Source organism: Streptomyces sp. SP18BB07, assembly GCF_036322545.1.
GTDB classification, from domain to species: domain Bacteria; phylum Actinomycetota; class Actinomycetes; order Streptomycetales; family Streptomycetaceae; genus Streptomyces; species Streptomyces deccanensis.
Genome location: NZ_JAQYWT010000360.1, coordinates 74054 through 100022, shown reverse-complemented (window position 1 = coordinate 100022; position 25969 = coordinate 74054). Strand labels below are relative to the sequence as shown.

General features: G+C 71.2%; 26 protein-coding genes. 5 read left to right on the top strand and 21 right to left on the bottom strand.

Going from position 1 to position 25969, the window contains the following annotated elements:
• The first annotated feature begins 66 nt into the window (after positions 1-66).
• The 4 genes from PUR53_RS38850 (at position 67) to PUR53_RS38835 (ending at position 3578) form a co-directional block, all read left to right on the top strand.
• Positions 67-1224, top strand: coding sequence for an acyl-CoA dehydrogenase family protein (locus PUR53_RS38850; protein WP_059210173.1), 1158 nt, complete (start codon positions 67-69; stop codon positions 1222-1224).
• A gap of 37 nt (positions 1225-1261) precedes the next feature.
• Positions 1262-2311: an LLM class F420-dependent oxidoreductase gene (locus tag PUR53_RS38845; protein ID WP_329911481.1), complete on the top strand. Its 1050-nt coding sequence runs from the start codon at positions 1262-1264 to the stop codon at positions 2309-2311.
• A 7-nt stretch (positions 2312-2318) separates the two neighbouring features.
• The gene (locus tag PUR53_RS38840; RefSeq protein ID WP_329896619.1) at positions 2319-3020 is read left to right on the top strand and encodes a TetR/AcrR family transcriptional regulator; all 702 of its coding nucleotides are present in this window, start codon (positions 2319-2321) and stop codon (positions 3018-3020) included.
• A 120-nt stretch (positions 3021-3140) separates the two neighbouring features.
• Positions 3141-3578 (top strand): nuclear transport factor 2 family protein, encoded by a 438-nt coding sequence (locus PUR53_RS38835; protein ID WP_329896620.1) that lies wholly within the window; start codon positions 3141-3143, stop codon positions 3576-3578.
• Positions 3579-3585: 7 nt separating this feature from the next.
• Here PUR53_RS38835 and PUR53_RS38830 read toward each other — a convergent pair whose 3' ends face one another.
• From PUR53_RS38830 to PUR53_RS38730, 21 genes are all read right to left on the bottom strand, one after another.
• A complete protein-coding gene (locus tag PUR53_RS38830) occupies positions 3586-4728 on the bottom strand; it encodes a CaiB/BaiF CoA transferase family protein (protein ID WP_329896621.1) in 1143 nt (380 codons plus the stop codon).
• A gap of 11 nt (positions 4729-4739) precedes the next feature.
• Entirely contained in the window at positions 4740-5975 is a 1236-nt protein-coding gene (locus PUR53_RS38825) for an NAD(P)/FAD-dependent oxidoreductase (protein WP_329911480.1), read from the bottom strand.
• Positions 5975-6166 (bottom strand): ferredoxin, encoded by a 192-nt coding sequence (locus PUR53_RS38820; RefSeq protein WP_059210178.1) that lies wholly within the window; start codon positions 6164-6166, stop codon positions 5975-5977. Before PUR53_RS38820 ends, PUR53_RS38825 begins: the two co-directional genes overlap by 1 nt.
• Positions 6166-7497 carry a phytoene desaturase family protein gene (locus tag PUR53_RS38815; RefSeq protein ID WP_329911479.1) on the bottom strand — a complete coding sequence of 444 codons (1332 nt, stop codon included), beginning with the start codon at positions 7495-7497 and terminating at the stop codon, positions 6166-6168. The genes PUR53_RS38820 and PUR53_RS38815 overlap by 1 nt, the downstream gene beginning before the upstream one ends.
• A gap of 36 nt (positions 7498-7533) precedes the next feature.
• Positions 7534-8397: an SDR family NAD(P)-dependent oxidoreductase gene (locus PUR53_RS38810; protein ID WP_329911478.1), complete on the bottom strand. Its 864-nt coding sequence runs from the start codon at positions 8395-8397 to the stop codon at positions 7534-7536.
• Between the two features lie 30 nt (positions 8398-8427).
• Positions 8428-9594, bottom strand: a complete 1167-nt coding sequence (locus tag PUR53_RS38805; protein WP_329911477.1) for an acyl-CoA dehydrogenase family protein — start codon at positions 9592-9594, stop codon at positions 8428-8430.
• Positions 9595-9596: 2 nt separating this feature from the next.
• Positions 9597-10793 (bottom strand): enoyl-CoA hydratase-related protein, encoded by a 1197-nt coding sequence (locus PUR53_RS38800; RefSeq protein WP_329911476.1) that lies wholly within the window; start codon positions 10791-10793, stop codon positions 9597-9599.
• An 80-nt stretch (positions 10794-10873) separates the two neighbouring features.
• The gene (locus tag PUR53_RS38795; RefSeq protein ID WP_329911475.1) at positions 10874-12067 is read right to left on the bottom strand and encodes an acetyl-CoA acetyltransferase; all 1194 of its coding nucleotides are present in this window, start codon (positions 12065-12067) and stop codon (positions 10874-10876) included.
• Positions 12064-13530 (bottom strand): OB-fold domain-containing protein, encoded by a 1467-nt coding sequence (locus PUR53_RS38790; protein ID WP_329911616.1) that lies wholly within the window; start codon positions 13528-13530, stop codon positions 12064-12066. Before PUR53_RS38790 ends, PUR53_RS38795 begins: the two co-directional genes overlap by 4 nt.
• 5 nt (positions 13531-13535) lie before the next feature.
• Entirely contained in the window at positions 13536-14753 is a 1218-nt protein-coding gene (locus tag PUR53_RS38785) for an acetyl-CoA C-acetyltransferase (RefSeq protein ID WP_329911474.1), read from the bottom strand.
• Positions 14750-16012 (bottom strand): acetyl-CoA hydrolase/transferase family protein, encoded by a 1263-nt coding sequence (locus PUR53_RS38780; RefSeq protein ID WP_329896630.1) that lies wholly within the window; start codon positions 16010-16012, stop codon positions 14750-14752. Before PUR53_RS38780 ends, PUR53_RS38785 begins: the two co-directional genes overlap by 4 nt.
• Positions 16013-16023: 11 nt before the next feature.
• Complete coding sequence (locus PUR53_RS38775) at positions 16024-16245, bottom strand: hypothetical protein (protein ID WP_329896631.1); 222 nt, start codon at positions 16243-16245, stop codon at positions 16024-16026.
• Between the two features lie 11 nt (positions 16246-16256).
• Positions 16257-16775 carry an aromatic-ring-hydroxylating dioxygenase subunit beta gene (locus tag PUR53_RS38770; protein WP_329911473.1) on the bottom strand — a complete coding sequence of 173 codons (519 nt, stop codon included), beginning with the start codon at positions 16773-16775 and terminating at the stop codon, positions 16257-16259.
• Complete coding sequence (locus PUR53_RS38765) at positions 16772-18064, bottom strand: aromatic ring-hydroxylating oxygenase subunit alpha (RefSeq protein WP_329896633.1); 1293 nt, start codon at positions 18062-18064, stop codon at positions 16772-16774. The genes PUR53_RS38770 and PUR53_RS38765 overlap by 4 nt, the downstream gene beginning before the upstream one ends.
• Complete coding sequence (locus PUR53_RS38760) at positions 18061-19764, bottom strand: class I adenylate-forming enzyme family protein (protein WP_329911472.1); 1704 nt, start codon at positions 19762-19764, stop codon at positions 18061-18063. Before PUR53_RS38760 ends, PUR53_RS38765 begins: the two co-directional genes overlap by 4 nt.
• Positions 19765-19843: 79 nt before the next feature.
• Positions 19844-21460, bottom strand: coding sequence for a class I adenylate-forming enzyme family protein (locus tag PUR53_RS38755; RefSeq protein ID WP_329896635.1), 1617 nt, complete (start codon positions 21458-21460; stop codon positions 19844-19846).
• 2 nt (positions 21461-21462) lie between these two features.
• The gene (locus tag PUR53_RS38750) at positions 21463-22257 is read right to left on the bottom strand and encodes an enoyl-CoA hydratase/isomerase family protein (RefSeq protein WP_329896636.1); all 795 of its coding nucleotides are present in this window, start codon (positions 22255-22257) and stop codon (positions 21463-21465) included.
• Between the two features lie 16 nt (positions 22258-22273).
• The gene (locus tag PUR53_RS38745; protein WP_329911471.1) at positions 22274-23083 is read right to left on the bottom strand and encodes an enoyl-CoA hydratase/isomerase family protein; all 810 of its coding nucleotides are present in this window, start codon (positions 23081-23083) and stop codon (positions 22274-22276) included.
• A 1-nt stretch (position 23084) separates the two neighbouring features.
• The gene (locus tag PUR53_RS38740; RefSeq protein ID WP_329911470.1) at positions 23085-23858 is read right to left on the bottom strand and encodes an enoyl-CoA hydratase/isomerase family protein; all 774 of its coding nucleotides are present in this window, start codon (positions 23856-23858) and stop codon (positions 23085-23087) included.
• Positions 23855-24604 (bottom strand): 3-oxoacyl-ACP reductase FabG, encoded by a 750-nt coding sequence (fabG, locus tag PUR53_RS38735; RefSeq protein ID WP_329911469.1) that lies wholly within the window; start codon positions 24602-24604, stop codon positions 23855-23857. Before fabG ends, PUR53_RS38740 begins: the two co-directional genes overlap by 4 nt.
• The gene (locus PUR53_RS38730; protein ID WP_329896640.1) at positions 24604-25056 is read right to left on the bottom strand and encodes a MaoC family dehydratase; all 453 of its coding nucleotides are present in this window, start codon (positions 25054-25056) and stop codon (positions 24604-24606) included. Before PUR53_RS38730 ends, fabG begins: the two co-directional genes overlap by 1 nt.
• A gap of 104 nt (positions 25057-25160) precedes the next feature.
• Here PUR53_RS38730 and PUR53_RS38725 point away from each other — a divergent pair, with 104 nt between their 5' ends.
• Complete coding sequence (locus PUR53_RS38725; RefSeq protein WP_329896641.1) at positions 25161-25961, top strand: SDR family NAD(P)-dependent oxidoreductase; 801 nt, start codon at positions 25161-25163, stop codon at positions 25959-25961.
• Positions 25962-25969: the final 8 nt, after the last annotated feature.

Here is a 25969-nt window from a genome sequence, read left to right as displayed (position 1 = left end):
ATTATCTAATCTAAATTAGACTATAATCGATCGACGCGAGTCCGGTAGCCGAGTGAGGAGACCTGTATGCCCACCCTGTCCGAGGAGGAACAGGACGTCGTCGATGTCGTCCGGGAGTTCGTCGACCGGGATGTGCGGCCCGTGGTGCGGGAGCTGGAGCACGCCAACGAGTATCCCGAGAAACTGATCGAGCAGATGAAGGCGCTCGGGATCTACGGCCTGGCCGTCCCGGAGTCCTACGGCGGGGCGCCGGTGTCCACGCCCTGCTATGTCGGCGTGACCGAGCAGCTGGCCCGCGGCTGGATGAGCCTGGCCGGGGCGATGGGCGGCCACACGGTCGTCGCCAAGCTCCTCCTCGCCTTCGGCACCGAGGAACAGAAGAACCGCTACCTGCCGAAGATGGCGACGGGGGAAGTACGGGCCACGATGGCGCTCACCGAGCCGGGCGGCGGCTCCGATCTCCAGGCGATGGGCACCGTCGCCCGTCGGCGGCCGGACGGCGACTACGTCGTCTCCGGCGCCAAGACCTGGATCAGCAACGCCCGCCGCTCCGGACTCATCGCGCTGCTGTGCAAGACGGACCCCGACGCCTCGCCCCGCCACAAGGGCATCAGCATCCTGCTCGTCGAGCACGGCCCCGGCCTCACCGTCTCCCGCGACCTGCCCAAGCTGGGCTACAAGGGCGTCGAGAGCTGCGAACTCTCCTTCGACGGCTACCGGGCGCCGGGCGACGCGCTCCTGGGCGGCGTCGAAGGACACGGGTTCGCACAGATGATGAAGGGCCTCGAGACGGGCCGTATCCAGGTCGCCGCGCGGGCACTCGGCGTCGGTCAGGCGGCCCTCGACGACGCCCTGCGCTACGCCCGGGAGCGCGAGAGCTTCGGCAAGCCGATCTGGCGGCACCAGGCAGTCGGCCACCGTCTCGCCGACATGGCCACGAAGCTCGTCGCGGCACGGCAGCTGGTGCTGTACGCCGCGGAACGCCACGACTCCGGGGACCGGTGCGACATGGAGGCGGGCATGGCCAAGCTGTTCGCCTCCGAGACCGCCATGGAGATCGCGCTCGACGCGGTCCGGATCCACGGGGGGTACGGCTACTCCACCGAGTACGACGTCGAGCGCTACTTCCGCGACGCCCCCCTGATGATCGTCGGCGAGGGCACCAACGAGATCCAGCGCAACGTCATCGCCGCCCAGCTGGTCGACAGGGGCGGACTGACGTGAACCGACCACCGCAGTCCACGACCGACCGGAGGACCACGTGAAACTCTCGATGCTGCTGTCCAGGTACACCGGCGATCCGGTGGTCACCGCCGGCTTGGTGCGCGACCTGGAGTCCGCGGGCCTGGACCTGGTGTGGGTCCCGGAGGCCTACGGTTTCGACGCCATGACGCTCGTCGGCTATCTCGCCGCGACGACCGAACGGATCCGGATCGGCACCGGCATCGTCAACGTCTTCAGTCGCACCCCCACCCTCCTGGCCATGAGTGCCGCCGCCGCGGACAGCCTCTCCCGGGGCCGTTTCTCCCTCGGTCTCGGCGCTTCCGGGCCGCAGGTCGTCGAAGGCTTCCACGGTGTGCCGTTCGACCGGCCGATGCGGCGGATCACCGAGACGATCGAGATCTGCCGGAAGACGTGGCGGCGCCAGGAACCCCTCACCCACGACGGCAGGGTCTACCAACTGCCCCTGCCCGCCGACCGCGGGACCGGGCTCGGCAAACCGCTGCGGCTGATCAACCATCCCTACCGCGCCGACATCCCCGTCTACTGGGCCTCCCTGATGGAACGTTCGGTGACCGCGACGGCCGAAGTGGCGGACGGCTGGCTTCCGTTGTTCTTCATGCCGGACAAGGCGGCGGAGGTCTTCGGGCCCGCGCTCGCCGCGGGAACCGCACGCCGCTCCCCCGAACTGCCGCCGCTCGACATCGTCGCCGGCGGCCCGGTCGCCGTCGGGGAGAACCTCCCGGTCGACGACCTGCTCGACCTGGAACGGCCGACGGCCGCCCGGTACATCGGCGGTATGGGCTCCCGCGACAAGAACTTCTACAACGACCTGGCCCGCCGATACGGCTTCGAGGCCGAGGCCGAGCTCATCCAGGACCTCTATCTGGACGGCAGGAAGAAGGAGGCCGAGGCCGCGGTCCCCCGGGAGTGGCTGGCCCGGACCACGCTGATCGGTCCGCCGGGTCTGGTGGCGGAACGGATCCACGCGTACCGGGAGGCCGGCGTGACGACCCTCAACCTGGACCCGGTGGGGCCGGACCCGGCCGGCACCGTGGAGGCCGTCCGGCGGCTGGTCGACGACCTATAGTTGACCCGTGCCTAGAAAATCCGCGGGTAAGCCGCCGGCCGATCCGTCCGACTCCAAGTCGGCGCGCACGCGCGAACGCATCCTGGACGCGGCGGCCCACGTCCTCAGCCGCAAGGGCTACGCCGGAACACGGCTCAGTGACGTGGCGGAGCAGGCGGAGATCCAGGCTCCCGCCATCTACTACTACTTCTCTTCCCGAGAAGTACTGATCGAAGAGGTCATGTGGGTCGGTGTGGCCCGCCTGCGAGAGCATGTGACGGAGGCGCTCGAAGCGCTCCCGCCGGACACCACCCCCATGGACCGCATCGACACCGCCGTGGAGGAACACCTGCGCTTCCAGCTGGCCATCTCCGACTTCGCCACCGCCGCGATCCGCAACGCGGGCCAGGTCCCCGAGGACATCCGCACCCGGCAGCTCGCCGAGGAGCGCAAGTACGGAGACATCTGGCGCACGCTCCTTCACGACGCCCAGAAGGCGGGTGAACTCCGCGCCGACCTCGAACCCCGGGCCGCGCGCATGCTGGTCCTGGGCGCCCTGAACTGGGCGAACGAGTGGTGGAATCCCCGCCAGGGCTCGCTGGACGTCGTGGTACGCACCGCGAAATCCCTGGTACGGCACGGCCTGGAAGTGCCTACCGCGCAGGAGCAGGGCGACGCGCGGCCGTCCCGGGGTTCCCGGGGCCGGCGGGCGGCCACGTCGGCGGGCTGAACAGCCTGAGAGGTACATACAGAGGCCTTCAAGGGCCTTCCCGGCCTCGAAATGTAATCTAATCTAGATTAGGGTAGCCTGTCGGCCCCTACCCGGACCGGACACGCCGAAGGAGTCGACATGGCCACACCCCATCCGTCCGATCCTGCCTTCGCGGAAGCCTATGCGCGGGCCTGGACCAACGATGCCGACGACTTCGTCGGGTCCTTCGCCGCAGAGGGCACGTACACCGATGTCGCCATGGACGCCACGTACAAGGGACACGAGGACATCAGGCGGTTCCATCGCTTCATGCTCAGGTTCGCCGCGGACTCGGTGATCGAGTTCGGAGAGACCCGCTCGGCGGACGGCCGCCTGTACGCCGAGTGGGATTGGAGCGGCTCCTTCAGCGGGCCTCTGCGTCTTCGATCCGGGAGGGTGATCGAGCCGACCGGTGCCAGGTTCAGTGTTCCCGGGATCGCCGCGTGTGCCTTCGGGGCGGACGGCAAGCTGGTCAGTCACCGGGACTACTGGGATCTGACGACCGTGCTCGACCAGGCGGCTGCCGCAGCCATGTGACGAAAAGTCAGGCCTGCACGGCGGCGCCCGACGACAGCAAGCCCTCGGCGTCCTCGACGTCCCACGACTCGAGGACGTCGGCGGTGTGCCGGCCCGGCACCGGCGGGGGCGATCCGAGAGCGGTGGGCGTCGCCGAGAAGCGGGGTGCGGGCGCCGGCTGGAGGACGCCGTCGCGTTCCACCAGTGTGCCGCGGGCCCTGATGTGCGGGTGGTCCGACGCCTCGCGCAGACTCAGTACCGGCGCCACGCACGCGTCCGACGCGGAGAACGCCTTGGCCCATTCGTCCTGGGTACGGCTCGCGAAGGCCGCCGCGAGGCGCTCGCGCAGCCGCGGCCAACCGGTGCGGTCGTGTTGGGCGGCGGGGTCCTCGTCGAGTCCGAGAACGGCCAGCAGTTCCGCGTAGAACTTCGGTTCCAGGGCGCCGACCGCCATGTGACGGCCGTCGGAGGTCTCGTACACCGCGTAGAACGGCGCTCCGCCGTCCAGGAGGTTCACGCCGCGCTCGTCCTGCCAGGTTCCGGTCGCCAGCAGCATGTGGGTGCCGGCGAGCAGATGGGCCGTGCCGTCCACGATGGCGGCGTCCACGATCTGCCCCCGGCCGGTGCGCTCGGCCTCACGCAGGGCGGCCAGGACTCCGATGACGAGGTACGTCCCGCCGCCACCGAAGTCGCCGACGAGATTGAGCGGGATCTGCGGCGGGCCGCCGGCGCTGCCGACGGCGTGCAGGGCGCCCGTCAGGGCGATGTATCCGATGTCGTGCCCGGCCAGTCGGGCCAGCGGCCCGTCCTGGCCCCAGCCGGTCATACGGCCGTAGACCAGGCGCGGGTTGCTGGCGAGGCAGTCGTCGGGGCCGAGGCCGAGCCGCTCGGCGACTCCGGGGCGGTAACCCTCGATGAGGACGTCGGCCCGGGCCGCCATGTCCAGTACGGCCCGCACGGCGTCCGGTCGCTTCAGGTCGAGCAGCACCGACTTCTTCCCCCGGTTGAGGACGTCCACGTGCTCGAAGCCCGCGAACAGCCCGCTGCCGCCTGGGCGGTCGACCCGGACCACCTCGGCACCCAGGTCCGCCAGGGTCATGCCCGCGAACGGGCCCGGGCCGATGCCGGCGAGTTCCAGCACCCTGCATCCCGCGAGCGGGCCGTCTGCCATCTTCTTCCCTCTCATACGTCGGCGGTCTGCCGGGACCTGCTCCGCGACCGGGCGAACGCGAGGCCTTCCTCCCACGAAGCGCCTCGGGCGACGAGTCGCCGGTATTTCATGATCTCGGTGGGCCTGTTGACGGCCAGGGCCCCCACCAGCCGGTCACCCGCGCGGTACAGGGCGACGCCCTGGTGGTCGCGCTCGATGTCGCCGTCGGCCACGGCGATCTCCTCCGCTTCGGGGACGCCGACGAACTGGATACGGGTGTCGTACTGGTCGGACCAGAAGTACGGCACTGTCGCGTAGCCCTTCGCCGCCCCGGGGTTCAGGGCGTTGCGGGCGGCGAGGGCCCCCTGTTCGGCCGCGCTGGTCCAGTGCTCCAGGCGCATGGACCGGTCGAAGACGGGGTTGTGCCAGCGGGCGACATCGCCCGCCGCATACACGTTTTCGGCTCCGGTGCAGAGTGTCTCGTCGCAGACCACGCCGTCGTCCAGGGTCAGGCCGGAACCCTCCAGCCAGTCGGTGGCGGGTACCGCACCGGTGCCGACGACGACCAGGTCGGCGTCGAGCACGCTCCCGTCGGAGAGCCGGACCCTTTCGACCCGGCCCTCCCCTTCCAGCGCGGTGACGCTCAGCCCGCACCGCAGATCGGTGCCGTGGCGCCGGTGCAGGGATGCGAGAGCGCCTCCCATGGTCCGGCCGACAGCACGTACCAGCGGCGTCGCCTGGGCCTCGACCACGACGACGTCCAGCCCGCGTTTCCTGGCGGCGGCCGCGGTCTCGGCGCCGATGAAACCGGCGCCGATCACCACGGTCCGCGCCCCGGCGTCGAGGGCCCGTCGGACGGCGGCCGCGTCGTCCAGGGTGCGCAGCGTGTGAACGCCTGCCAGGCCCTCGGTGCCGGGCAGCCGGCGCGCGGTCGCGCCGGTGGCGATGACCAGGGCGTCGTAGCCGATGGGCCGCTCGCCGACGACGACCGTGCGGGCCGCGGTGTCCAGGCCCGTGGCGGGGGCGCCGAGCAGGAGTTCCGCGCCGAGGTCGGTGCGGAGCACCTCCTCGGTGCGGAAGGTCGGCGGTGCCCCGTCCGCACCGTTCGCGTCGAGGAACTGCTTGGAGAGCGGCGGTCGGTCGTACGGGAGGTGCGGCTCGGCCCCGACGAGGGTGATCCGCCCCTCGAAGCCGCCTTTGCGTGCGGCCTCGACCGCCCGGAGCCCGGCCAGGGACGCGCCGACGACGACCAGTCGGCGGGTCCCCATCAGGGCTCCAGCCGGAGGGCCTCTGTCGGGCAGCCCGCGATGGCTTCCTCGACGTCGGAAAGGGTCCCCGGGGGGACGGTCTGCGTCTTCAGCACGAGTTCGCCCTCGTCGTTCACTTCGAACACGTCGGGTGCCAGGGACTCGCAGATACCCAGACCCGTGCACTTGGAACGGTCAACGGTGATCTTCATCAGTGCTCCCTCGGGGCTCCGGTCGGCTCGGCCGCGACGCCGACCGGGTGGTGTCGCAGGATCTGTTCGACGACGAGCTTCGCGGTCTCCGCGCAGGCCGTGGTGCCGCCGTTGGCGTACTCCTTGACCGCGTCGCCGACGTTCCAGAGGTTGGGGACGGGAGTGGTGTTCGGAAGGTCGAAGCCCGCCACGGCACGTTGCGGAGGCCAGCCGTCGCGGGTGACGACGGTGGACAGGATCCTGGCGCGATCGAAACCTGGGATCTGGTCACGGAGATCGGCCATGAGCAGCTCGGTCTCGGCCGCCTCGTCGAAGTCGCCGACAGCCGGCTGCGGGACGGCCGTACCCACGTAGAGGTGCCAGCCCTCCGGCGCCATCTCCGGGCAGGTCGCGGTGAAGTTGGCGACGTAGCACATGCGGCGGGTACTGGCGAAACTGAGGAGGCCCGGGGCCTCGACCAGGCGCTCCCGGCTGGCGAAGTTGACCGAGATCATCGCGCAGGGCCGGTCGCCGCGCCGTACCGAGGTCAGGTACTCCTCGGAGAAGTGCTCCTCGCCGGCGAGTGTCACGGTGGCGGCCGGCCCGATGTCGCTGACCGCGAACCGGCAGGCGACCTCGGTGTCCTGGCCGTCGCGGGCGACGACGGCGCCGGTGACCCGGCCTGCGTCCACCGTCAGTCTGCGCACCTCGCTGTCCAGCCAGACCTCACCGCCGCCGGCGGTGACCACGTCGGCGAGCGCGCGCCAGATCCCGATGGTGCCGTCGGGGCAGAGACCGAACTTCTTGAAGGCGCTCTTGCGGGTGAAGTAGGTGAGGAAGACGCGGGCGGGCAGTTCCTCGGAACTCACCGCGAAGACCGATCCGCACATGTTGCGGAAGACACCGTGCACGGATTCGTTCTTGGTGTAGCGGCGGATCCAGTCGGCGGTGGACAGTTCGGCGTCGGGCAGGCCGCTGTCCTCGCGGGCGGCACCGAGGCCGCCGAGGAGCTTGGCGCCCTGGCGGGTGAGCTTGGACAGCAGCATGCCCCAGCCGCCGCCGGTCACGTCGATGTCCTTGCCGCGGATGCGGTACAGGATGGGCGGGTTGGCCCGGCGGACGTCGAACTTGGCGCCGACCTCCTGGAAGGTCTGCTCGGTGATGCCGCCCACCTCGATGACGATGGCCCCGTTGTTGACCTTGAAGCCGTCGATGTCGTGGGTGGAGGCGCGCCCGCCCACACGGTCGAGGCGTTCCACCACGAGGGTGCGGTAACCGTGGTGGGTCAGGCGGGCGGCCGTGAACAGGCCGCCCGCGCCGGCGCCGATGACGAGGGCGTCGAAGGATGTCACGAAGGCTGTCTCCTTTCCGGGCTCAGGTTTCCGGGCTCAGGCCAACGGATTGGTGCCGACGGCGGAGCCGTCCATGTCGGTGATGTCGGACCAGCGGTCGGCGACGTCCTGGAGGCTCGGGGTGCCGGCGAAGGTCACCCCCTTGGAGGCGAAGTACGCGACCCGCTGGACGCGGTCGCCGCCGGCGATCAGCACCGTGCCGGTGTCGGTGCATTCGTCGGTCAGCAGATGGGCGACGACGGGTGCCACGAACTCGGCCGGCAGCCGCTCCAGGAGCTCGGCGGGGGCGGCGTCCTCACTCATCCGGGTCCTGGCCAGCGGTGCGACCGCGTTGGCGAGGATGTTGTACTTGCGCCCCTCGACCGCGAGCGTGTTGACCAGGCCGACCAGGCCGAGCTTGGCGGCGCCGTAGTTGGCCTGTCCGAAGTTGCCGTACAGCCCGGAGGTGGAGGTGGCCATGACCACCCGGCCGTGTCCCTGCTCGCGGAAGTGCGGCCAGGCGGCGCGGGTGACGTGGTACCCGCCGAAGAGGTGCACGCGCTGCACGGCCTCCCACTGGTCCACCGTCATCTTCGCGAAGGAGGCGTCCCGCAGGATGCCCGCGTTGTTGACCACGCCGTGCACGGCCCCGTACTCCCGCAGGGCGGTGCCGATCACGCCGGTGGCGCCCTCCTCGGTGGCCACGCTGTCGTAACTGGCGACCGCCTGGCCGCCTTCGGCGCGGATCTCGGCGACGACGGCGTCGGCCATCGCGTTGCCCGATCCGGTGCCGTCCCGCGCGCCACCGAGGTCGTTGACGACGACGCGGGCGCCGTGCCGGGCCAACAGCAGCGCGTACTCGCGCCCCAGCCCGCCGCCCGCGCCGGTCACCACGACGACCCGGTCCTGTACTCCTGCCATGGGGGTACTCCTCGTTGCTCGGATGGGGGATCAGTACGAGTTCGGCAGGCCGAGGCTGTGCTGGGCCACGAAGTTGAGCACCATCTCCCGGCTGACCGGGGCGGTGCGCAGCATCCGGGCGACGAACCACAGGTCGGCCAGGCCGTACTCGCGGGACAGGCCGTTGCCGCCATGGGTCTGGATCGCCTGGTCGAGGGCCTTGAGAGAGGCTTCGGCGGCGGTGAACTTCGCGATGTTGGCCGCTGCCGCGGCGTCCTGTCCGGCGTCGAACAGCTCCGCGCTGCGGGCTGTGGCGAGCCGGGCGAGCTCGACCCCGATGTGCGCTTCGGCGAGGGGGTGGGAGATGCCCTGATGAGCTCCGATCGGAGCGGACCACACCGTGCGTTCGCGGGCGTAGTCGCGGGCCTTGCCCACCGCGTAGCGGCCGATGCCGTTGCTGAGCGCCGAGGCGGTGATGCGCTCGGGGTTGAGGCCGGCGAAGACCTGCCGCAGGCCCTTGCCGCGCTCTCCGATCAGGGCGTCGCCGGTCACCCGGACGTCGTCGAAGAACAGGGTGAACTGTTTGTCCGGGCAGACCAGTTCGGTCTCGATGGGCTGGAACTGCAGGCCGGGCGAGTCGAGGGGAACAACGAACAGGGACAGCGGGCTGCGTCCGGACGCCGAGGGAGCGAGATCGCCGTCCCGGGTGACGACGAGCACGGCGTCCGCCTCGTCCAGGGCGGATATGAAGTACTTGGAGCCCGAGATGCGCCAACCCTCGCCGTCGGAGCGCGCGGTGGTGGTGATGGCGTGGCTGTTGGATCCGGCGTCCGGCTCGGTGATGGCGAACGCCATCCTCCGGCGACCCGTGGCGATGTCCGGCAGCCAGGCCCGCTTCATCTCCGGCGAGGCGTGGGCCGCGAGGATCGAGCCGCAGATGGCGGGTGAGATGACGCTGCTGAGGAGCGGCATGCCATGGGCCGACAACTCCTCAAGGACCACGACGAGTTCGGCGAGTCCCGCACCCCCGCCCCCGTACTCCTCGGGAAGGTGGACGCCCAGCAGCCCGGCCTCCCCCAGTTCGCTCCACAGCTCCTCCACGCCCGCGCCCGTCCGGGCACGTTCGCTGTAGTACGCGTGCCCGTAGCGGGCGGCGATCTTGGCGGTGCTCTCCCGGATCAGCCGATGCTCGTCGCTGTCCGTGATCAGTGCTGTCATCGCTACCGTCCCTGAAACGTGGGCTTGCGCTTGTCGATGAAGGCGGCGACGGCCGCCGAGGCGTCCGATGTCCGGGCGGTGCGGGCGATCGCGTCCGCCTCGGCCGCCAACTGCTCGGCCAGCGTGGCCGACCAGGTTTCGCGCAGCAGGCGGCGGATCTCGCCATGGGCGCGGGTGGGACCGTCGGCCAGTCGCCGGGCGACCGCGAGGGCCTCTTCGGCCAGTTCACCGGCCGGCAGCACGCGCGTCGCCAGGCCCCATTCGACGGCCTCGTGAGCGTCGAGCACCCGTTGTTCGAAGTAGAACTCGGCTGCCCGGCGGGGTCCCACGAGCCTCGGCAGGAACCAGGAGTTGCCACCGTCACCGGACAGCCCGAGCGACGTGAACCCGGAGGCGAACTTGGTGCCCTCGGCGGCCAGCACGATGTCGGCGCAGTACAGCAGCCCCAGCCCGCCGCCCGCGACCGCGCCGTGCGCGGCGCACACGATCGGCGCGTCGAGCCTGCTGAGCAGACGAAGCGCCTCGTGGTACGGCGAGATCATCCTGCGCAACGTGCCGGGCAGTCCGGCGCCGGCGCTGTCCGCGAAGACGGCGATGTCGCCGCCCACGGTGAAGGCGGGACCGTCACCCGTGATCAGTACCGCCCGCACGTCCGGATCGGCGGCCAGGCGCTGGGCGACCTCGTACAGGTCGTCGGCCATGGCCTGGTCGAGGGCGTTGCGGACGTGCGGGCGGTCGAGCCGGAGCTCGGCGAGTCCATCGGTGACGCGGAGGTTCACGGTCGACAGGGCCCGGTCGGTCCCCAGGGCCTCGGACCAGCGTGCGCTGTCCGTCAGTTGGACGAGGCCGGTGATCCGCTCACCCTCGAAGCTCAGGAGGTGGGAGAACTCCGCGTCGAGCTTGCCGCCGCCTTGTCTCGCCTCGCCCACGTACCGGCCGGTGACCAGCAGGTCGCCGTCTTCGAGGTGGCGGAAACCGGCGGGTTCCGCCCGGGCGTCGTAGCTCCTGGCGATCCGGCCCCAGAACCCGCGGCGCATGGCGTCGCTTCCGGTGTACGTCCCGCCCAGGCCCAACGGGAGTCCCTCGGTGGTCCGGCCCTCGAACTCGGGATGCAGGATCCGGTCGAGCCGCTCGCGGTCTCCGTGGGCCAGTGCCCGGTAGAGCTCGGCCGCCACCGCCTCTTTCTCATCGTGTCGCACGCTCACAGCCTCCAGTTTTGAATCTAATATAAATAAGATTCTGACTCCGGGTCAACGCCCCTTCCGCCGGGCGGGACCGGTCACCCCGGGTCGGGACCCACGACCGAGACGAACGAGACGCATCCGCCCGGCCGCCCGCCCAGGTTGTGGGTGAGGCCGAGACGCGGATCCGTCAGCTGGCGCTCGCCCGCTTCACCGCGGAACTGCAGCCAGCACTCGTACAGCATCCGCAGGCCGCTCGCCCCGACGGGATGACCGAAGGACTTCAGCCCGCCGTCGGGGTTCACGGGCAGCCGGCCGTCCAACTCGAAGGCCCCGTCCAGGACGTCCTTCCACGCCTGGCCGCGCTCGGCGAACCCCAGGTCCTCCATCAGCACCACCTCGGTCGGGGTGAAGCAGTCGTGCACCTCGGCGAGCGATATCTGCGTGCCCGGGTCGGTGACGCCTGCCTGCCGGTAGGCGTCGGCGGCGGCGTGGACCACCTCCGGGAAGGTGGTGTAGTCGTAGCCGGGGTCCATGGCTCCCCTGACGGCCCCCGCGACCAGCGACAGACCCTTCACGTACATCGGCCGGTCCGTGTAGCGCAGGGCGTCCTCGGCCCGGACGATCAGTGCGCAGGCGGCGCCGTCGGAGACCCCGGAGCAGTCGAAGACCCCGAGCCGTCCGGCCACCAGCGGCGCCCGCTCGATCGTCTCCTTGGCGACCACGGAGCGGAACTGGGCCTTGGGGTTGCGGGCGCCGTTGGCGTGGTTCTTCCACGCGACGTGCGTCATCGCCTCCCGCATCGCGACCGGATCCACCCCGTACCGCGCGCAGTACGCCGGATCGAGCAGGGAGAAGGCGGCCGGCGCGGTCAGTGACAGCTCGGGCGCCGTGCCGTCGCCCGGCGGGTCGGAGCGCAGCAGCCCGGAGAAGCCGGAGTCCTTCAGTTTCTCCACGCCGACGGCCATCACCCGGTCGTACGCCCCGGAGGCGACCGCGTAGCAGGCGTTGCGGAAGGCCTCCGATCCGGTGGCGCAGTAGTTCTCCACCCGGGTGACGGGCTTGTGATCCAAGGCCAGCGGGCGGCTGAGCGTGAGGCCGGACTGCCCGGAGCCGAGAGTGCCCAGCCAGTAGGCGTCCACGTCCTCGGCCGCCAGGGCCGGGGTCCCCGCGAAGCACTCCCGGGTCGCGTCGAGGAGCAGGTCGTCCGCCGAACGCTCCCAGTGCTCGCCGAAGGAGGTGCACCCCATGCCGACCACCGCGACCTTGTCGCGGATCCCGTTGCTGCTCATGCCGTGCCCTCCCGCTCGCTCGTGTCCGCCGCGGCGGAGGCCTTCGTACCGGCCGTCGCACGAGCCGTCGTACCGGCCGTCGTGCGGGCCTTCCAGAAGTAGTTGTGCACGCCGCCCGCGGTGTGCAGCCGCCGGAAGACCGGCTCGACCCGTACGCCCACGTCGAGTTCGTCGGCCACCGTGTCGGCGATCTCCAGCGTGCAGCGCCCGCCGCCGTCGAAGTCGACCACCGCGTCGATCAGCGGGGGCGAGGGCGAGTGGGCGAGCCGGTCGACGGTGTACGTCGCCACCGTGCCGGTCGTCCCGGCCAGCGGCACGGCCGCCATCGCGTCCACCGCGCCACAGTCCTTGCACACTCGGGCGGGCGGCAGGTGGACGAAGCCGCAGCTCTCGCAGCGGCTTCCGGTGAACCCGAACTTCCACCCCTCCCCGCGTGCCGACGGCGGTCCTGCCGGCCGGTCCGGCTCGGGCCTGCGCGGCGGCTCCCGTTCCAGCCATCCGCGCCAGGTCAGATACGTCGGGTACGGGACGGGCCGGCCCTCGGCGAGTTGCCGGGCGAGGGGGGCGTGTTGCCTGGCCGAGGGGAGGCGGTCGGTGGTCCGCAGCAGGAGGGCGTCGCAGCCGTCGGCGGCGGAGAGCAGCAGGATGGTCTCGTCGGCGCCGGCGCGGTCGAGGACATCGGCCAGGGCGAGCCCGGCGTCGGCCGCGCCGGAATACCCGAGGGGTGAGCCGCTCGCCGACAGACGTGCGGGGAAGACCTTGGGGGCGCGCTTGCGGACGGCCGCGTTCGGCGAGACGAGCAGCACGTGGTCGGGCTGTCCGGTGCCGGCGGCTTTCAGAGCGCGCTGTCCGGTGTCCTCGATCAGCGGCAGGTAGCGTTCCAGGCCGAACCGTTCCTCCCACTGCTCGCCGGACGGGCTCCCCGGGGAGCGCCAGCGGTCGAGGAACTCGGCGGTGGCCGAGGTGTGGGCGAGGATCTCGGCGACCGCCGCGTCCGCCGCGCCGAAGAGGAAGGCCGCCGCGCCGTCTCCCCCGTCCCGCTCGTCGGCCGAGCCGGGGCGCCCGGTGCGGACGTCGGACAGTACGGCGAGACCGCCGTCGAGCCCGGCGGCGCGCAGCGCGGCGATCCCGGAGCGCGCGGAGCCTGCCAGGTCCGCCGCGAAGGTGTCGCGCGGCAGGCCGAGTGCGGCGTGCAGGGCGCAGGCGTTGGTCTTGTCGAGGTAGGCGGGAGAGGTGGTCGCGAAGTACAGCGACGCCGGTGCGGGCGGGGCGGGCCGCAGACGGCGGGCGGCTTCGACGCCCATGGTGGTGCTGTCCTCGTCGAAGGAGGCGGCGACACGGGCGCCGCGGCCCGCGCGGACACCGAGGGCGGTGCCCAGTTCGTCACGCATGACGCGGTGCCGGGGAAGGTAGGTGGCGTAGGAGACGATGCCGTAGGGGCTGCGGGTCATGGTGGTCGTCATGGTGGTCACGCCGCCTCGAAGATCGCGGCCATGCCCTGGCCGCCCCCGATGCACATGGTCTCGAGGGCGTACCGGCCGCCGCGGCGCCGCAGTTCGTGCAGCATGGTCGCGAGGACGCGTACCCCTGTGGCGGCGATGGGGTGGCCGAGTGAGATGCCGGAGCCGTTGACGTTGAGCCGGTCGTCGTCCTCGTCGTACTTGAATCCCCACTCCTTCACGACGGCGAGCACCTGGCAGGCGAACGCCTCGTTCAGCTCGACGAGGTCGAGGTCGTCGAAGCCCAGCCCGGTCCGGGCGAACAGTTTGGCGACCGCCGGCACCGGGCCGATGCCCATGACCGAGGGCTCGCAGCCGGCGGCCGCCCAGCCGCGCAGGAAACCCATGGGTTCCAGGCCGAGTTCGCCGAGCTTGTCCTCGGCGACCACGAGACAGGCCGCGGCGGCGTCGTTCTGCTGGCTGGAGTTGCCCGCGGTGACGGTGCCGTCGGGCGTCAACGGACGCAGTCCGGCGAGGATCTCTTCGGTGGTGCCGGGGCGGATGCCCTCGTCTCGGTAGCACGACAGGGGGTCACCGGGTCGCCGGCGAGGGAGGTCGACCGGCACGATCTCGTCGGCGAAGCGTCCGGCGTCCCGCGCTTCGGCGGCCCGCCGGTGACTGCGGGCCGCGTACGCGTCGGCCTCCTCGCGGGTGATGGCGTAGCGCTCGGCGAGGTTCTCGGCCGTCTCGATCATTCCGCTGATCGGGCCGAACCGCTCCTGCGGCTGCGAGCGTTCCCTCCCCCGGTCGAGGCGGTCGTAGAGCTGTACGGTGCCGGAGCGGCTGCCCCACCGGACGTCCGGGGAGTAGTGCTCGATGTTGCTCATGCTCTCCGCGCCGCCCGCCAGGACCACGTCGGCGGCTCCGGTCTGGACCGTCATCGCGGCGGTGACCACGGCCTGGAGTCCGCCGCCGCAGCGCCGGTCGAGCTGGAAGCCGGGCACCTCAACCGGCAGACCGGCTTGGAGGGCGGCCCAGCGGCCGATGCACGGGGCCTCGGAGTTGGCGTACGACTGGGCGAAGACGACATCGTCGATACGGTGCGGGTCGACACCGGAGCGCTCGACCACGGCCTTGATGACGGTGGCGGCCAGGTCGTGCGCGGGTACGGGGCGCAGGGTGCCGCCGAAGGTGCCGACGGGGGTGCGCAGCGGTGTGACGATCGCGGCGCGGCGCAGGGCTGTCATGCCGGGGCTCCTTGCTCTTCGAGCGCGGCTTCGAGCGCCGCTCGGTGGTCGGGGTGGGCGATGGCGAGCATGCGTTCACGGCGTACGCTCAGCGGCTGTCCGCGCAGGTCGGCCACGCCGTACTCGGTGACGAAGAGTCCCGCGTCGCTGCGGGAGGTGCTGACCGGGCCGGACAGGCGGGCCACGATGCGGCTGGCGGTACCGGCGGTGGAGGGCAGGGCGATGACGGGCAGGCCGCCGGGTGACTGGGCGGCTCCGCGCAGGAAGTCGCCGGCGCCGCCGACCGCGCCGACGTAACTCCCCCTGGCCAGCTCGGAGTTGACCTGGCCGCTGAGGTCCACCTCGATGGCCGAGTTGATGGCGACCAGCCGGTGCTGGGCAGCCAGCGTCCGCGGGTCGTGGGTGTAGGCGGTGTCGCGCAGCTGGATCGCGGGGTTGTGGTGGGCGTAGCGGAACAGCCGCCGGGTGCCCATCAGCAGGCCGCCGACCGAGCGGCCCCGGTCGAGTGTCTTGCGGGCGCCCGTCACCACTCCCGTCTCGATCAGGTCCATGGCCGCGTCGTTGATCAGGCCGGAGTGGATGCCCAGGTCACGGCGGTCCGTCAGCAGCCCGAGCACGGCCTCCGGAAGCCCGCCGACGCCGAACTGGAGCGTGACCCCGTCCTCCACCAGGCCGGCCACGCGGGCCGCCACTTGTGCAGTGACGGCGTCGGACGCGGCGGGCCGGACTTCGGCGGGCGGGCGGGACGTGTGGATCACGACGTCGAGGTCGCAGGCACCCAGCGTGCGGGAGCCACAGGTCTGCGGGACCTGGTCGTTGACCTCGGCGATCACCACCCGCGCGGTGTGCAGGGCCGCGCTCAGGTAGTCGTCGGCCAGCCCCGGGCTGTGGCGGCCGTGCTCGTCCGCCGGAGGGAGCTGGAGAAGCACCACGTCGGCGCGGACGGAGCCCGTGGTGAGCAGACCGGGGAGGCTGGAGTAGGGGGCGGGGAGCACGTCGAGCTTCCCCGCCCGGTGCAGGGCCCGGTTGCCGCCGCTGCCGGTGTAGGAGACGAAGGAGACCATGTCCGTGTGGTCCGGCCGCACGGTGTCGGTGGCCGGGATCCCGAGGAAGCATCTGAAGGGCCCGATCCCGGCGCGCTGACGCATCAGCCGCTCGGTCAGGGTCCGCGGCTCGGCGCACGCCTGGCCCCAGGCAACGGTGTCGCCCGCCCGGACGTACCGGGACAGGTCGAGTTCGTCGGGTGCGATGACATCCATGTGCCGGCCCGTCAGCTGCCGGCGTCTTCGCGCCAGCGGTCCGCCGAGGGGTCGAGCAGTCTGGACAGGTGTCCGTCGGGGAGCCACACCAGGGCTTCCAGTTCGAGCGCGTCCAGGTGTCTGACCCGCCCGGTGCGCCGGTCCTCCAGCCGGAGCCGGGGACCGTTGGCGGTGGTGTCCACGCTCACCGCGACCTCGGCGAACTCGCTGCCCACGATCTCGTTCTCGTTCATCGGCGCCGCCCTCAGATCAGGAAGGACAGAGTCGGCAGCGCTCGGTCGTGGTCGACCAGGACGACCTTCTTGTACGCCAGCCGCAGCCGCCCCTCGACGAGACGCAGCCGGTACGTGGTACGCCCCGCCCATATCTCCTTGCCGCGCTCGCGGGACTCGACCAGCACGAAGTTGGCGCCGACGGTCAGGTCTCCGGGCTCCCGGCCCGGACCGTCGTCGTCGTCGAGGATCTCCACGTTGGAGACGATCCGGCGCAGGTGGGAGGGGGGCGACTGGGCGTACCGCTTGCCGGTCCTGAGCTGCCCCAGCCGGGTGGCGATACGACTGCGGTTGTCGCTGATCACCGACATCTGCTGTACGGGGTCACCGTCCGGGGCACCCGCGGGCACCCAGTAGAGGGCGTCGTCGGTCCACAGCGCCTCCCACGCGTCGTAGTCGTGCTCGTCCGCGTAACGGGCCTCGCGGTACAGGAACTGCTCCACCTGGCGCAGGTCGAGTGCGGTGTCGTCAGTGGTGGCCGGTGCGGTCACTTCTCCGCCTCCATCAGGTTCCGGTAGTGCGACCAGAAGCCCCGCATGCCCGTCTCGTCGGTCGCGGTGCCGATACGGAAGCCGTTGTCGTCGGTGCGTTCGCGGTCCACTCCGCGCCGGATGTCGACCCATTCCGGCTCGCGCAGGGCGACGCCGCGCTGGTTGCGCTCGTACATCTCGGTGTCGTCGGCGAGCAGCATCCCGGCCGGCCCGACCGAGCCGACGCACTGCGACACCATGCGCCGGTTGAGTTCGGGGGCGCCCTTGAGCTGGATGGCGGTGGCGTGCTGGACGCACTCGCCGGCCGCCAGCGGCTGGATGACGAAGAGCTGGATCTCGGCGATGAAGAGGTTGGGGAAGATCATCACGTGCGGGGACCCCTCGACGAGGATCTCCTCGGCGGCGGGGCCGTGGACTTCCCTCATGCGCGCCACGTACTGGGGCACCCGATCCTCGGTGGTGCCGAACCAGCGCATCGGCTCGCCGAAACGGCGGAACTCCGGGCGCAGGTCGTTCTCGCTGTGGCCGCCGCCCAGGTCGCGGGTCACGGCCGTGGAGTTGTCGCTGTACAGGGCGCCGATCGGGCTGCCGGTGACGCTGAAGATGGAGCCGTGCACGAACTGCGGGTGGTAGCCGTCGGTCTCGTTCTCCGCGAGGAGCTTCCAGTTGGCGCGCGTGCGGTGTTTGAGCCAGCCGGCGGTGAGTTCGACCTCGCCCTCCGGGGAGAGCCGTGCGAGACGGTCCAGTTCTCCGGCGGCGGCGCCGAGGTGTTCGGTGAGCGTCGGGCCGTCGGATGCGAAGCTGCCGAAGACGAAGCCCCGGTAAGAGGCGACCCTGGGGAGCCGGCCGAGGCCGAGGGCGAGCTTGCCCTTGCCGCCGTAGCCCTTGTTGTAGGGGTAGCCCAGCAGGTCGCCGTTGTTGCGGTAGGTCCAGCCGTGGTAGGGGCAGCGGAAGGAGTTGGAGTTGCCGCTCGGCGCGTCGCACACCAGGTTGCCGCGGTGGGCGCAGCGGTTGAGCAGCAGGTGCACCTCGCCGTCGCGGTCCCGGGTCATGACGACGTCCTGCGGACCGATGTTCTTGCGTACGTAGTCGCCCGGTTGGGGGACCTCGCTGACATGCCCGACGTAGACCCAGGTGCGGTACCAGATGCGCTCCAGTTCCTCGGCGAAGATCTCCGGATCGGTGTAGAGCGATCCGTGCACCCTGGTCGGCTGGATCAGCCGTGCGTACTTGTCCGTCTGCTCGTGTGCCGTCTGCTGGTGTGCCGTCTTTGGCAGCGTGGCCGTCATGCTTCGCCATCCTCGATTCGCTTCTGGGCGTACTGCGCCAGCCGGAACTTCTGCACCTTGCCGGTCGGTGTGGTGGGCAGTTCGGCGGCGTCCAGGAACAGCACGTGCTTGGGGACCTTGAACCGCGCGAGCCGCTGCTTGCACAGCGCGACGACATCCGCGGCGGAGAGGTCCGCGCGGGGAGCACGGACCACACAGGCGCAGCCGGCGTCGCCCCATCGTTCGTCGGGTACGCCCACCAGGTAGACCTGGCTGATCGCGGGGTGGGCGGTGAGCAGGTCCTCGATCTCCTTGGGCATGACGAGTTCGCCGTCGCTCTTGTACAACTCCTTTGTGCGGCCGGTGACTTCGAGGTATCCGTCGTCCCGGACCCGGCCCAGGTCGCCGGAGTGCACCCAGCCGTCGCGCAGTGCCTTCGCGGTCTCCTCGGGTTTCTTCCAGAAGCCCCGCATGTGCGTCGGGCCCCGGGAGACCAGTTCGCCCTCGGCTCCGGGAGGAAGGTCCTCGCCGGTGAGCGGGTCGATCGCCTTGTACGTGGCGAGCGTGCCGTCGGGCGGTCCGGCCGGACCGGCCAACTTGGGTCTGCCGACGGTGCCGGAGTGCCGCTCCAGCGGATCTTCGGGAAGGGTGAGCGTCATCGCTCCGCCGCACTCGGTCATGCCGTATCCCGTGGTGATCTCCTCCACGCCGAGTTCCGCACGCACCCGCTTCCAGAGCCAGACCGGGGCCGGGGCCGCGCCGGACAGTAGCGCGGTGAGCGAGGAGAGGTCGTGGTCCATGCGTGCGGGGTGTTCCAGCAGGGCCACGGTCATCGTGGGCACGCAGAGGATGTCGGTGGCGCGGTGGCGCTGGATCCCGGCGAGATAACGGACCGGGTCGAAGGCGGTCTGCGGGACGATCGCGCCGCCCACCGTCATCGCGGCGAGCATCCCCTCGACGTAGCCGAACATGTGGTAGCAGGGCAGCGAGAACAGGATCCTCCGGCCGTCCTGGAACTCCCGGGTCAAGGCCGAGGCGTAGGCGGTCCGCAGCACGGAGTCATGGGTGACGAGGACGCCCTTGGGCGAGCCGGTGGTGCCGGAGGTGTAGAGCAGGTCCCCGATCTCGTCCGGCCGGGCAGCTCCGGCGGGGCACCCCCCTCGGTGGCGGTCGCCCAAGTCCGCGAGCGAGGCCACGGTCGGCACGCCGTCGCGCGGCTCGGTACCCTCGGTGGGCAGCAGGACGACCTGCCGCAGATGAGGCAGCGCGGTCGCCGCGCCGGCGTCCCAGCCGGGTGCGACGGCGTCGAGCATGGTCTGGTAGTCGAGGTCGCCGAACGCGGTCATGGAGATCAGGACGGAGCACTCGGACTGGGCCAGGACGTAGGCCAGTTCCTCCTGGCGGTAGAGGTAGTTGAACGGGATCGCCACGGCACCGGTCCGGGCGACGGCGAACTTCAGCGGGGCGAACTCCAGGAAGTTCGCCATCAGCAGCCCCACCCGGTCGCCGGGGCGCACACCGAGCGCGGCAAGACCGTCCGCGAGGCGGGCGGCCCACTCGGCCGTCTCGGCATAGCCGATGGTCCGCTCGTCCGTGATGACGAAGGGGCGGTCTCCGTACCGCGCGGCGCAGTGGTCGAGCCAGTCGTCGAGGGTGCGTGGGGTCCAACGCTGGAACCGGGCACTCAGGTGCTCGCGGCGCCGCTCGATTTCCGATGTCACGAAACACCTCCCTCCTTTTTCTAATTGACGTTAGATTAAATGACGGGGGCGGAGGTAGGCAACCACCGGTTCACGGGACTCACCCCAGTCGGCGCAGGATCCCCGCGGCGGCGGCCTCACGGAGCTTGAACTTGCGCACCTTGCCGGCCGGAGTGACCGGCATCTCGTCGGCGACGTACCAGTACTGCGGGACCTTGTACTTGGCCAGGCGGCCGCGGCAGTGCTCGACCAGGGCATCGTGCAGGCCGTCGTGCACCTGTCCTCGAAGACGTACGACCGCTGCCACGGCCTCGCCCCACCTCTCGTCCGGCAGGGCCACCACGGCTGCCTCCAGCACGGCCTCGTGCCCCAGCAGGCAGGTCTCTATCTCGGCCGGCGCGATGTTCTCGCCACCGCGGATGATCAGGTCCTTCAGCCGTCCGGTGATGGTGATCACCCCGCGCGCGTCCATGGCGCCGAGATCACCGGTGTGCACCCAGCCCTCGGCGTCGACCGTGCGCGCGGTCGCCTCCGGATCGTGCAGGTACCCGATCATCTGCTGGTAGCCGCGGGCGCAGATCTCACCCGGCGTACCGAGCGGCTGCACCTGGCCGGTCACCGGGTGGACGATCTTGCACTCCACCTGCGGCAGCGGCCGCCCCACGGTGTCCCTGACGTCCGTGTCGTCGTCCGTGACCCGGGTGGCGGTCAGGGTGGGGCCCAGTTCCGTCTGGCCGTACAGGTTGTGCACGCGGGCGCCGAACAGTTCCCGGGTCGCCTCGATCAGGGGGGCGGGCACATTGGCGCCGCCCACGAGGACCTTGCGCAGGGCGGGGGCCGGACCACCCGTCTCCCGGGCGGTCTCGTTCAGGGCGGACAGCATGGCGGGCACGCAGAACAGGAGGGAGGCCCGCTCCTCGCGCATCGAGTCCAGTACGGGGCCGGGCCGGAACCGCTCGACCAGTACGAGGCAGCCTCCCAGCCACAGGGTGCCGAGGGTGGCGACCACACACCCGGCCGTGTGGAACATCGGCAGCGGGCTGACGTGCACCGCTCCCGGCTCGGCCTGAACCGTCTCCAGATTCAGTCGCGCGACGTTGACCAGAGACCGATGGGTCAGCAGCACACCCTTGGGCAGGCCGGTGGTGCCCGAGGTGTACTGGAGCATCACCGGTGCACCGGGGTCCTGGACAGCCGCGTCCGGCAGATCCCGCGGCTCGGCGTTCCACCGGTCGTGTTCGGCGAGGGAGACCACGTGCCGCAGCCCGGGGCACCGGGGCCGGACGGTCGCGGCGACGGCCGCGAGGTCGTAGTCGCGGCTGACGTCCGCGTGCAGCAGCGCGACGGCTCCGGAGTGGTTGAGGGCATGGACGAGTTCCTCGGGCCGCAGTACGGGGTTGAGGGCGACCAGGGTCACTCCAGCCAGCGCCGCGCCGTACTGGACGATCGGCCACTCGACGACGTTCGGCGCCCACAGGGCGACGAACTCCCCCGGCCCGGCCAGCCTCAGCAGGGCGGCGGCCACCCGCCGGGCCTCGATGGACAACTGCCCGTAGGTCAGCCGGCGTTCCGCACCACCGCCGTGCGCGACACCTGCCAGGGCCGTGGCGCCGGCGTGGGTCACGGCCCGTTCCGCCAGCAGGGAACCGACGGTGTGGTCGACCAGCGGCACACTGTCGTCCCTCGGCCACAGTGAGGACACCAGTGGTTCTGTCATGTTCAGCATCCCTTGAACTCGGGGCGACGCCGTTCGCGGAAAGCGGCGACGCCTTCGGCGAAGTCCGCCGAGTCGAAGAGCCGGATCTGGTGCTCGACCTCGTGGTCGAGTGCCGCGAGCGGATCGCTCCCGGCGCGGACGCCGAGCATCGCCCGCAGAGCGGAGAGCGCGAGGGGCGGGCCCTCGGCGATGCGTTCGGCGTCGGCGAGCGCCCGGTCCAACGCGGCCCCGGGCTCGGTCAGTACGTCGGCGAGGCCGAGGGTGAGCGTGTCCGGGCCCTGGACCGGGCGGGGCAGCAGGAGCAGCTGCCGAGCGGCGGCCGGACCGGTCCTGGCCGGCAGGGAAACGGTGATCCCCATGTCACCGGCGAGGCCGACGCCGGTGAACGCCGTGCTGAACGACGCGTCGGTCGCGGCGACCACCCGGTCGCAGGCCAGCGCGAGCGCCGCCCCCGCGCCGTACGCGAAACCCTCGACGGCTGCCACCACCGGGGTGGGCCCGTCCCAGATGGCCCGGATCACCCGCTGGGCCGCCTCGGCCCTGGGGCGGGTCTCCTCGGGGCTCTGCCGGCGCATCGTGGAGATGTCCCCGCCCGAACAGAAGGTGCCGGCGCTGCCGGTCAGCACGATCGCCCGTACGGTGTCGTCGGCCATCGCGGACTCCAGCATCTCCGCGAGCACCACCCGCAGCGCGAGGTCGATCGCGTTGCGCTTCCTGGGCCTGTTCAGGGTCAGTACGCGGACGGTGCCGTGGTCCTCGGCCAGCACGATGTCCTCGCCGCTGTGTTGCTCAGTCATGGCGTCTCATCCCCTGTCACCGTCCCGTGAAGACCGGGGGCCTGCGCTCGATGACCGCCGCCAGCCCCTCCCTGGAATCCGCCGTGCCCGACAGTTCGGCGACCGTACGGGCCTCCTCGGCCAGTCGCTCCTCGACGCCGGCGCCCACCCCGCCCCACACCAGCCGCTTGGTCGCCGCCAGCGCCAGGGGCGCCCCCGCGGCGAGGCCGCCGGCGAACGCGAGGGCCTCGTCGAGCAGCCGGTCGTCCGGCACGACCCGGGTGAGCAGCCCCGCGTCCAGCGCCTCGGCGGCGGTCAGGGTGGGGTTGGTCAGCAGGATCTCCATGGCCTTGCGCAGACCCACGAGCCGGGTCAACGTCACCGAGACGCCGGCGTCCGGGGCCATTCCGACCCGGACCGCGCCCGACATGAACCGCGCCGACTCCGCGGCGATGACGAAGTCCGCCGCGCACACCAGCCCGAAGCCACCGCCTCCGGCCGCGAAGCCGTGCACCGCGGCGACGACCGGGGCACGCAGCTGGAGCAGCGCCGAGGTGGTGATCTGCAGCCAGAAGGTGGCCTCCCGCAGGTACTCCGGGAGTTTCTCCCCCCGGTCGGCGAAGGTGTGGACATCGCCGCCCGCGCAGAAGTTGCGACCCTCTCCGGTGATCAGCACCACGCGCGCCGCGTCCTCCGCGTGGCAGCGCATGACGGCCGCGTGCAGTGCGCGCAGGAAGGGCACGTCCATGCCGTTGGACGCCTCCGGGCGGTTGAGCCGCAGCCGTGCGACTCCGTCCGTGTCCAGGTCCAGGAGCACAGGCCCGGAGTCGATCAGTTTGTCCGTCATCTCACTCACCTCTCGCCGTGAAGCTCTCGATTCCGGCACCGGCCGCCGCCCCGCCCAGGTGGTCGAGCACCGCGGCCCGCTCCAGGGCGAGGCCGTCCGCCAGCGGCAGCCGCAGCCCCTCGTACACCAATCGCTTCGCGGTGCCGAGCGCCCGGGGGTCCATACCACCGAGCCGTTCGGCGAACGCGGCGACCGCCTCCTCGAACCCGTTGCCCGGCAGGCACCGGTACGCCAGCCCCCAGGCCACGGCCTCCGCGCCGGACAGGCGGTCCCCGGTGAGGATGTGGGCCAGGGCCCGCTGACGGCCCACGAGGCGGGGCAGCCGCTGGGTGCCGCCGCCGCCCGGTACCTGGCCGAAGTTGGCATGCGTGTCGGAGATCCGGGCGTCCTCGCGCACCAGAGCGATGTCGCAGGACTGCATCAGTTCGAAACCGCCGGCCATGGCGTACCCCTCGACCACAGCCACCACGGGGACCGGCAGGGTCGCGATGAGGGCGCAGGCCCGGCCGAAGTTGTCGAACAGCGGCGCCATCGCCTCCGGTCCGCCGGCCCGCAGCCGCTGCAGCTCCTTGAAGTCGCCGCCGGCGCAGAAATTGCCTCCCGCGCCCCGGATCAGGACGACCCGTGCCGCTGACGCCACCTCCGTCAGGGCGCGCTCCAGCTGTGCGCCGAGTTCGACCGTGATCGCGTTCATCATCTCGGGGCGATCGAGCAGGACGTGGCCGACCGCACCCTCCACGCGCGTGCGCACCAACTGGGTGACCTGGGTACTCATATCGACCGCCCGCCCCCCACCTCTAGAACCGCGCCGGTCGTGTAGCTGGACAGCTCACTCGCGAGAAAGAGGACGGCCCCTGCGACCTCCTCGGGCCGTCCCGCCCGCCTCATGGGCACGTCGGCCTCGCGGGCCGCGAAGACTTCCGGCGGCATCGCCTCGGTCATGGCGGTGCGGATCAGGCCGGGCTGCACCGCGTTGACCCGCACCCCGTGATGGGCGAGTTCCTTGGCCGCCGCCTTCGTCATGCCGACGATCCCCGCCTTGGCCGCGCTGTAGTTGGTCTGGCCGGGGTTGCCGGACTTCCCGGACAGCGAGGAGATGTTCACGATCGAGCCGCTTTTGGCCTCGCGCATCACCGCCGCGGCCGCCCGGACGCCGAGCCAGGTCCCCCTGAGGTGCACGCCGATCACGGCGTCGAAGTCCTCCGCGGTCATCTTTCTCAGCGAGGCGTCACGGGTGATCCCCGCGTTGTTCACCAGTACGTCCAACGCGCCGAACCGCTCGACGGCCCGCCCCACCATGTTCTCGACCGCCGTCTCGTCCGTGACGTCACAGCCGAGAGCCAGTACGGAAGCCGGGTCGTCACCGCCGATGTCGGCTGCGGCCCGCTCCGCGCGTCCGGCGTCCACGTCGGCCACGGTCACCCGTGCGCCGTGCTCGTGCAGCAGCCGGGCGATTGCCAGACCGATCCCCTGGCCGGCGCCCGTGACGATCGCGGACCGGCCCGCCACCAGCCCGCCCATCAGCCGAGATACCGTACGACGGACTCCACGACGCAAGCCGGCTTCGCGCCGCCCTCGATCTCGATGACCGTCGACAGCTTCAGCTGGACCGCGCCGTCGAGCGGTGTGACCTCGGTGATCGTCGAGGTGGCCCGCAGCTTGGCACCGACAGGCACCGGGGCGGGGAAGCGCACCTTGTCGAGCCCGTAGTTCACGGCCATGCTCACCCCCTCGACCTGGTAGAGCCGGTGCAGGAACACCGGCAGCAGGGACAGCGTGAGCAGGCCGTGCGCGATGGTGGAACCGAAGGGCCCCTGGGCCGCGCGCCCGGCGTCCACATGGATCCACTGGTGGTCCCCCGTGGCGTCGGCGAATTGGTCGATGCGCTCCTGGTCCACCTCGACCCAGTCGGTGGTGCCGAGCGACACGCCTGCCGCGGCTGCGAGTCCGGCTAATCCGTTGAAGATCTTCACGTCGCGCTCCGGGGCTGGTCAGAATTTTGAATCTAATCTAGATTCATAAATCGCAACGGGTCAACGGTTGCGCAGCGGGCCGTGCACCACGAGGGAGCGAGCGGATGGATCTGGAACTCGGCGGGGCACGGGTGTTGGTCACCGGTGGTGCCTCGAACATCGGCCGGGGCATCGTGCACGGCTTCGCCGCGGAAGGCGCCCGTGTACTGATCTGCGACATCGACGCGGAGCAGGCCGCCAAGACACGTGCCGAAGCGCTGGAGCGGGGAGCGGCCGGGGCGGAGGTCGCCGTCATCGATCTGACGGCCGAGGGTGCCGGCGCCACGGCCGTCGAACAAATCGTCGCCGCCTGGGGCGGAATCGACGTGCTCGTGAACAACGCGGGGTTGAGCCTGCCGGGGTTCGTCGCCCAGGACGCGGACCGCGACGGCTGGCGGCGGATGGTGGACCTCAATCTGTTCGGTTCCGTCGAGTGCACCCGTGCGGCCCTCGACGCGATGCGGCCCGAGGGCCACGGATCCATCGTGTTCATCTCCAGCGACGCCGCCTTCGGGGAGATACGGCAGGGGGTCTACGGGGCGACCAAGGCCGCGGTGATCGCCTTCGCCCGCACGGTCGCCCGGGAGCACGGCCGGGACGGCATCCGGTCGAATGTCGTCTGCCCGGGACTCGTCGTCCCCCAGAGCCCGGACGCGATCGGGACGGGCAGCCTGTGGAGCCGGGGCGACCAGTCCGCCGTCTTCGACGACCGGCAGATCGAGGCGGTCCGCAAGAACATCCCACTGCGCCGGCTCACCACGCCGGAGGACATCGCGGACGCCGTGGTCTGGGTCTCCTCGGCACGCCGCGCCCGGCAGGTGACGGGCCAGGTCTTCTCGGTCAGCGGCGGCTACTCGATGCCGTAGGAGGCGTG

Excerpts from the sequence above, each read along its gene's own strand:
- PUR53_RS38850 (WP_059210173.1), top strand. The coding sequence starts at position 67 with ATGCCCACCCTGTCCGAGGAGGAACAGGACGTCGTCGATGTCGTCCGG.
- PUR53_RS38835 (WP_329896620.1), top strand. The coding sequence starts at position 3,141 with ATGGCCACACCCCATCCGTCCGATCCTGCCTTCGCGGAAGCCTATGCG.
- PUR53_RS38830 (WP_329896621.1), bottom strand. The coding sequence starts at position 4,728 with ATGGCAGACGGCCCGCTCGCGGGATGCAGGGTGCTGGAACTCGCCGGC.
- PUR53_RS38825 (WP_329911480.1), bottom strand. The coding sequence starts at position 5,975 with ATGGGGACCCGCCGACTGGTCGTCGTCGGCGCGTCCCTGGCCGGGCTC.
- PUR53_RS38820 (WP_059210178.1), bottom strand. The coding sequence starts at position 6,166 with ATGAAGATCACCGTTGACCGTTCCAAGTGCACGGGTCTGGGTATCTGC.
- PUR53_RS38810 (WP_329911478.1), bottom strand. The coding sequence starts at position 8,397 with ATGGCAGGAGTACAGGACCGGGTCGTCGTGGTGACCGGCGCGGGCGGC.
- PUR53_RS38805 (WP_329911477.1), bottom strand. The coding sequence starts at position 9,594 with ATGACAGCACTGATCACGGACAGCGACGAGCATCGGCTGATCCGGGAG.
- PUR53_RS38795 (WP_329911475.1), bottom strand. The coding sequence starts at position 12,067 with ATGAGCAGCAACGGGATCCGCGACAAGGTCGCGGTGGTCGGCATGGGG.
- PUR53_RS38790 (WP_329911616.1), bottom strand. The coding sequence starts at position 13,530 with ATGACGACCACCATGACCCGCAGCCCCTACGGCATCGTCTCCTACGCC.
- PUR53_RS38785 (WP_329911474.1), bottom strand. The coding sequence starts at position 14,753 with ATGACAGCCCTGCGCCGCGCCGCGATCGTCACACCGCTGCGCACCCCC.
- PUR53_RS38780 (WP_329896630.1), bottom strand. The coding sequence starts at position 16,012 with ATGGATGTCATCGCACCCGACGAACTCGACCTGTCCCGGTACGTCCGG.
- PUR53_RS38775 (WP_329896631.1), bottom strand. The coding sequence starts at position 16,245 with ATGAACGAGAACGAGATCGTGGGCAGCGAGTTCGCCGAGGTCGCGGTG.
- PUR53_RS38765 (WP_329896633.1), bottom strand. The coding sequence starts at position 18,064 with ATGACGGCCACGCTGCCAAAGACGGCACACCAGCAGACGGCACACGAG.
- PUR53_RS38755 (WP_329896635.1), bottom strand. The coding sequence starts at position 21,460 with ATGACAGAACCACTGGTGTCCTCACTGTGGCCGAGGGACGACAGTGTG.
- PUR53_RS38750 (WP_329896636.1), bottom strand. The coding sequence starts at position 22,257 with ATGACTGAGCAACACAGCGGCGAGGACATCGTGCTGGCCGAGGACCAC.
- PUR53_RS38745 (WP_329911471.1), bottom strand. The coding sequence starts at position 23,083 with ATGACGGACAAACTGATCGACTCCGGGCCTGTGCTCCTGGACCTGGAC.
- PUR53_RS38740 (WP_329911470.1), bottom strand. The coding sequence starts at position 23,858 with ATGAGTACCCAGGTCACCCAGTTGGTGCGCACGCGCGTGGAGGGTGCG.
- fabG (WP_329911469.1), bottom strand. The coding sequence starts at position 24,604 with ATGGGCGGGCTGGTGGCGGGCCGGTCCGCGATCGTCACGGGCGCCGGC.
- PUR53_RS38725 (WP_329896641.1), top strand. The coding sequence starts at position 25,161 with ATGGATCTGGAACTCGGCGGGGCACGGGTGTTGGTCACCGGTGGTGCC.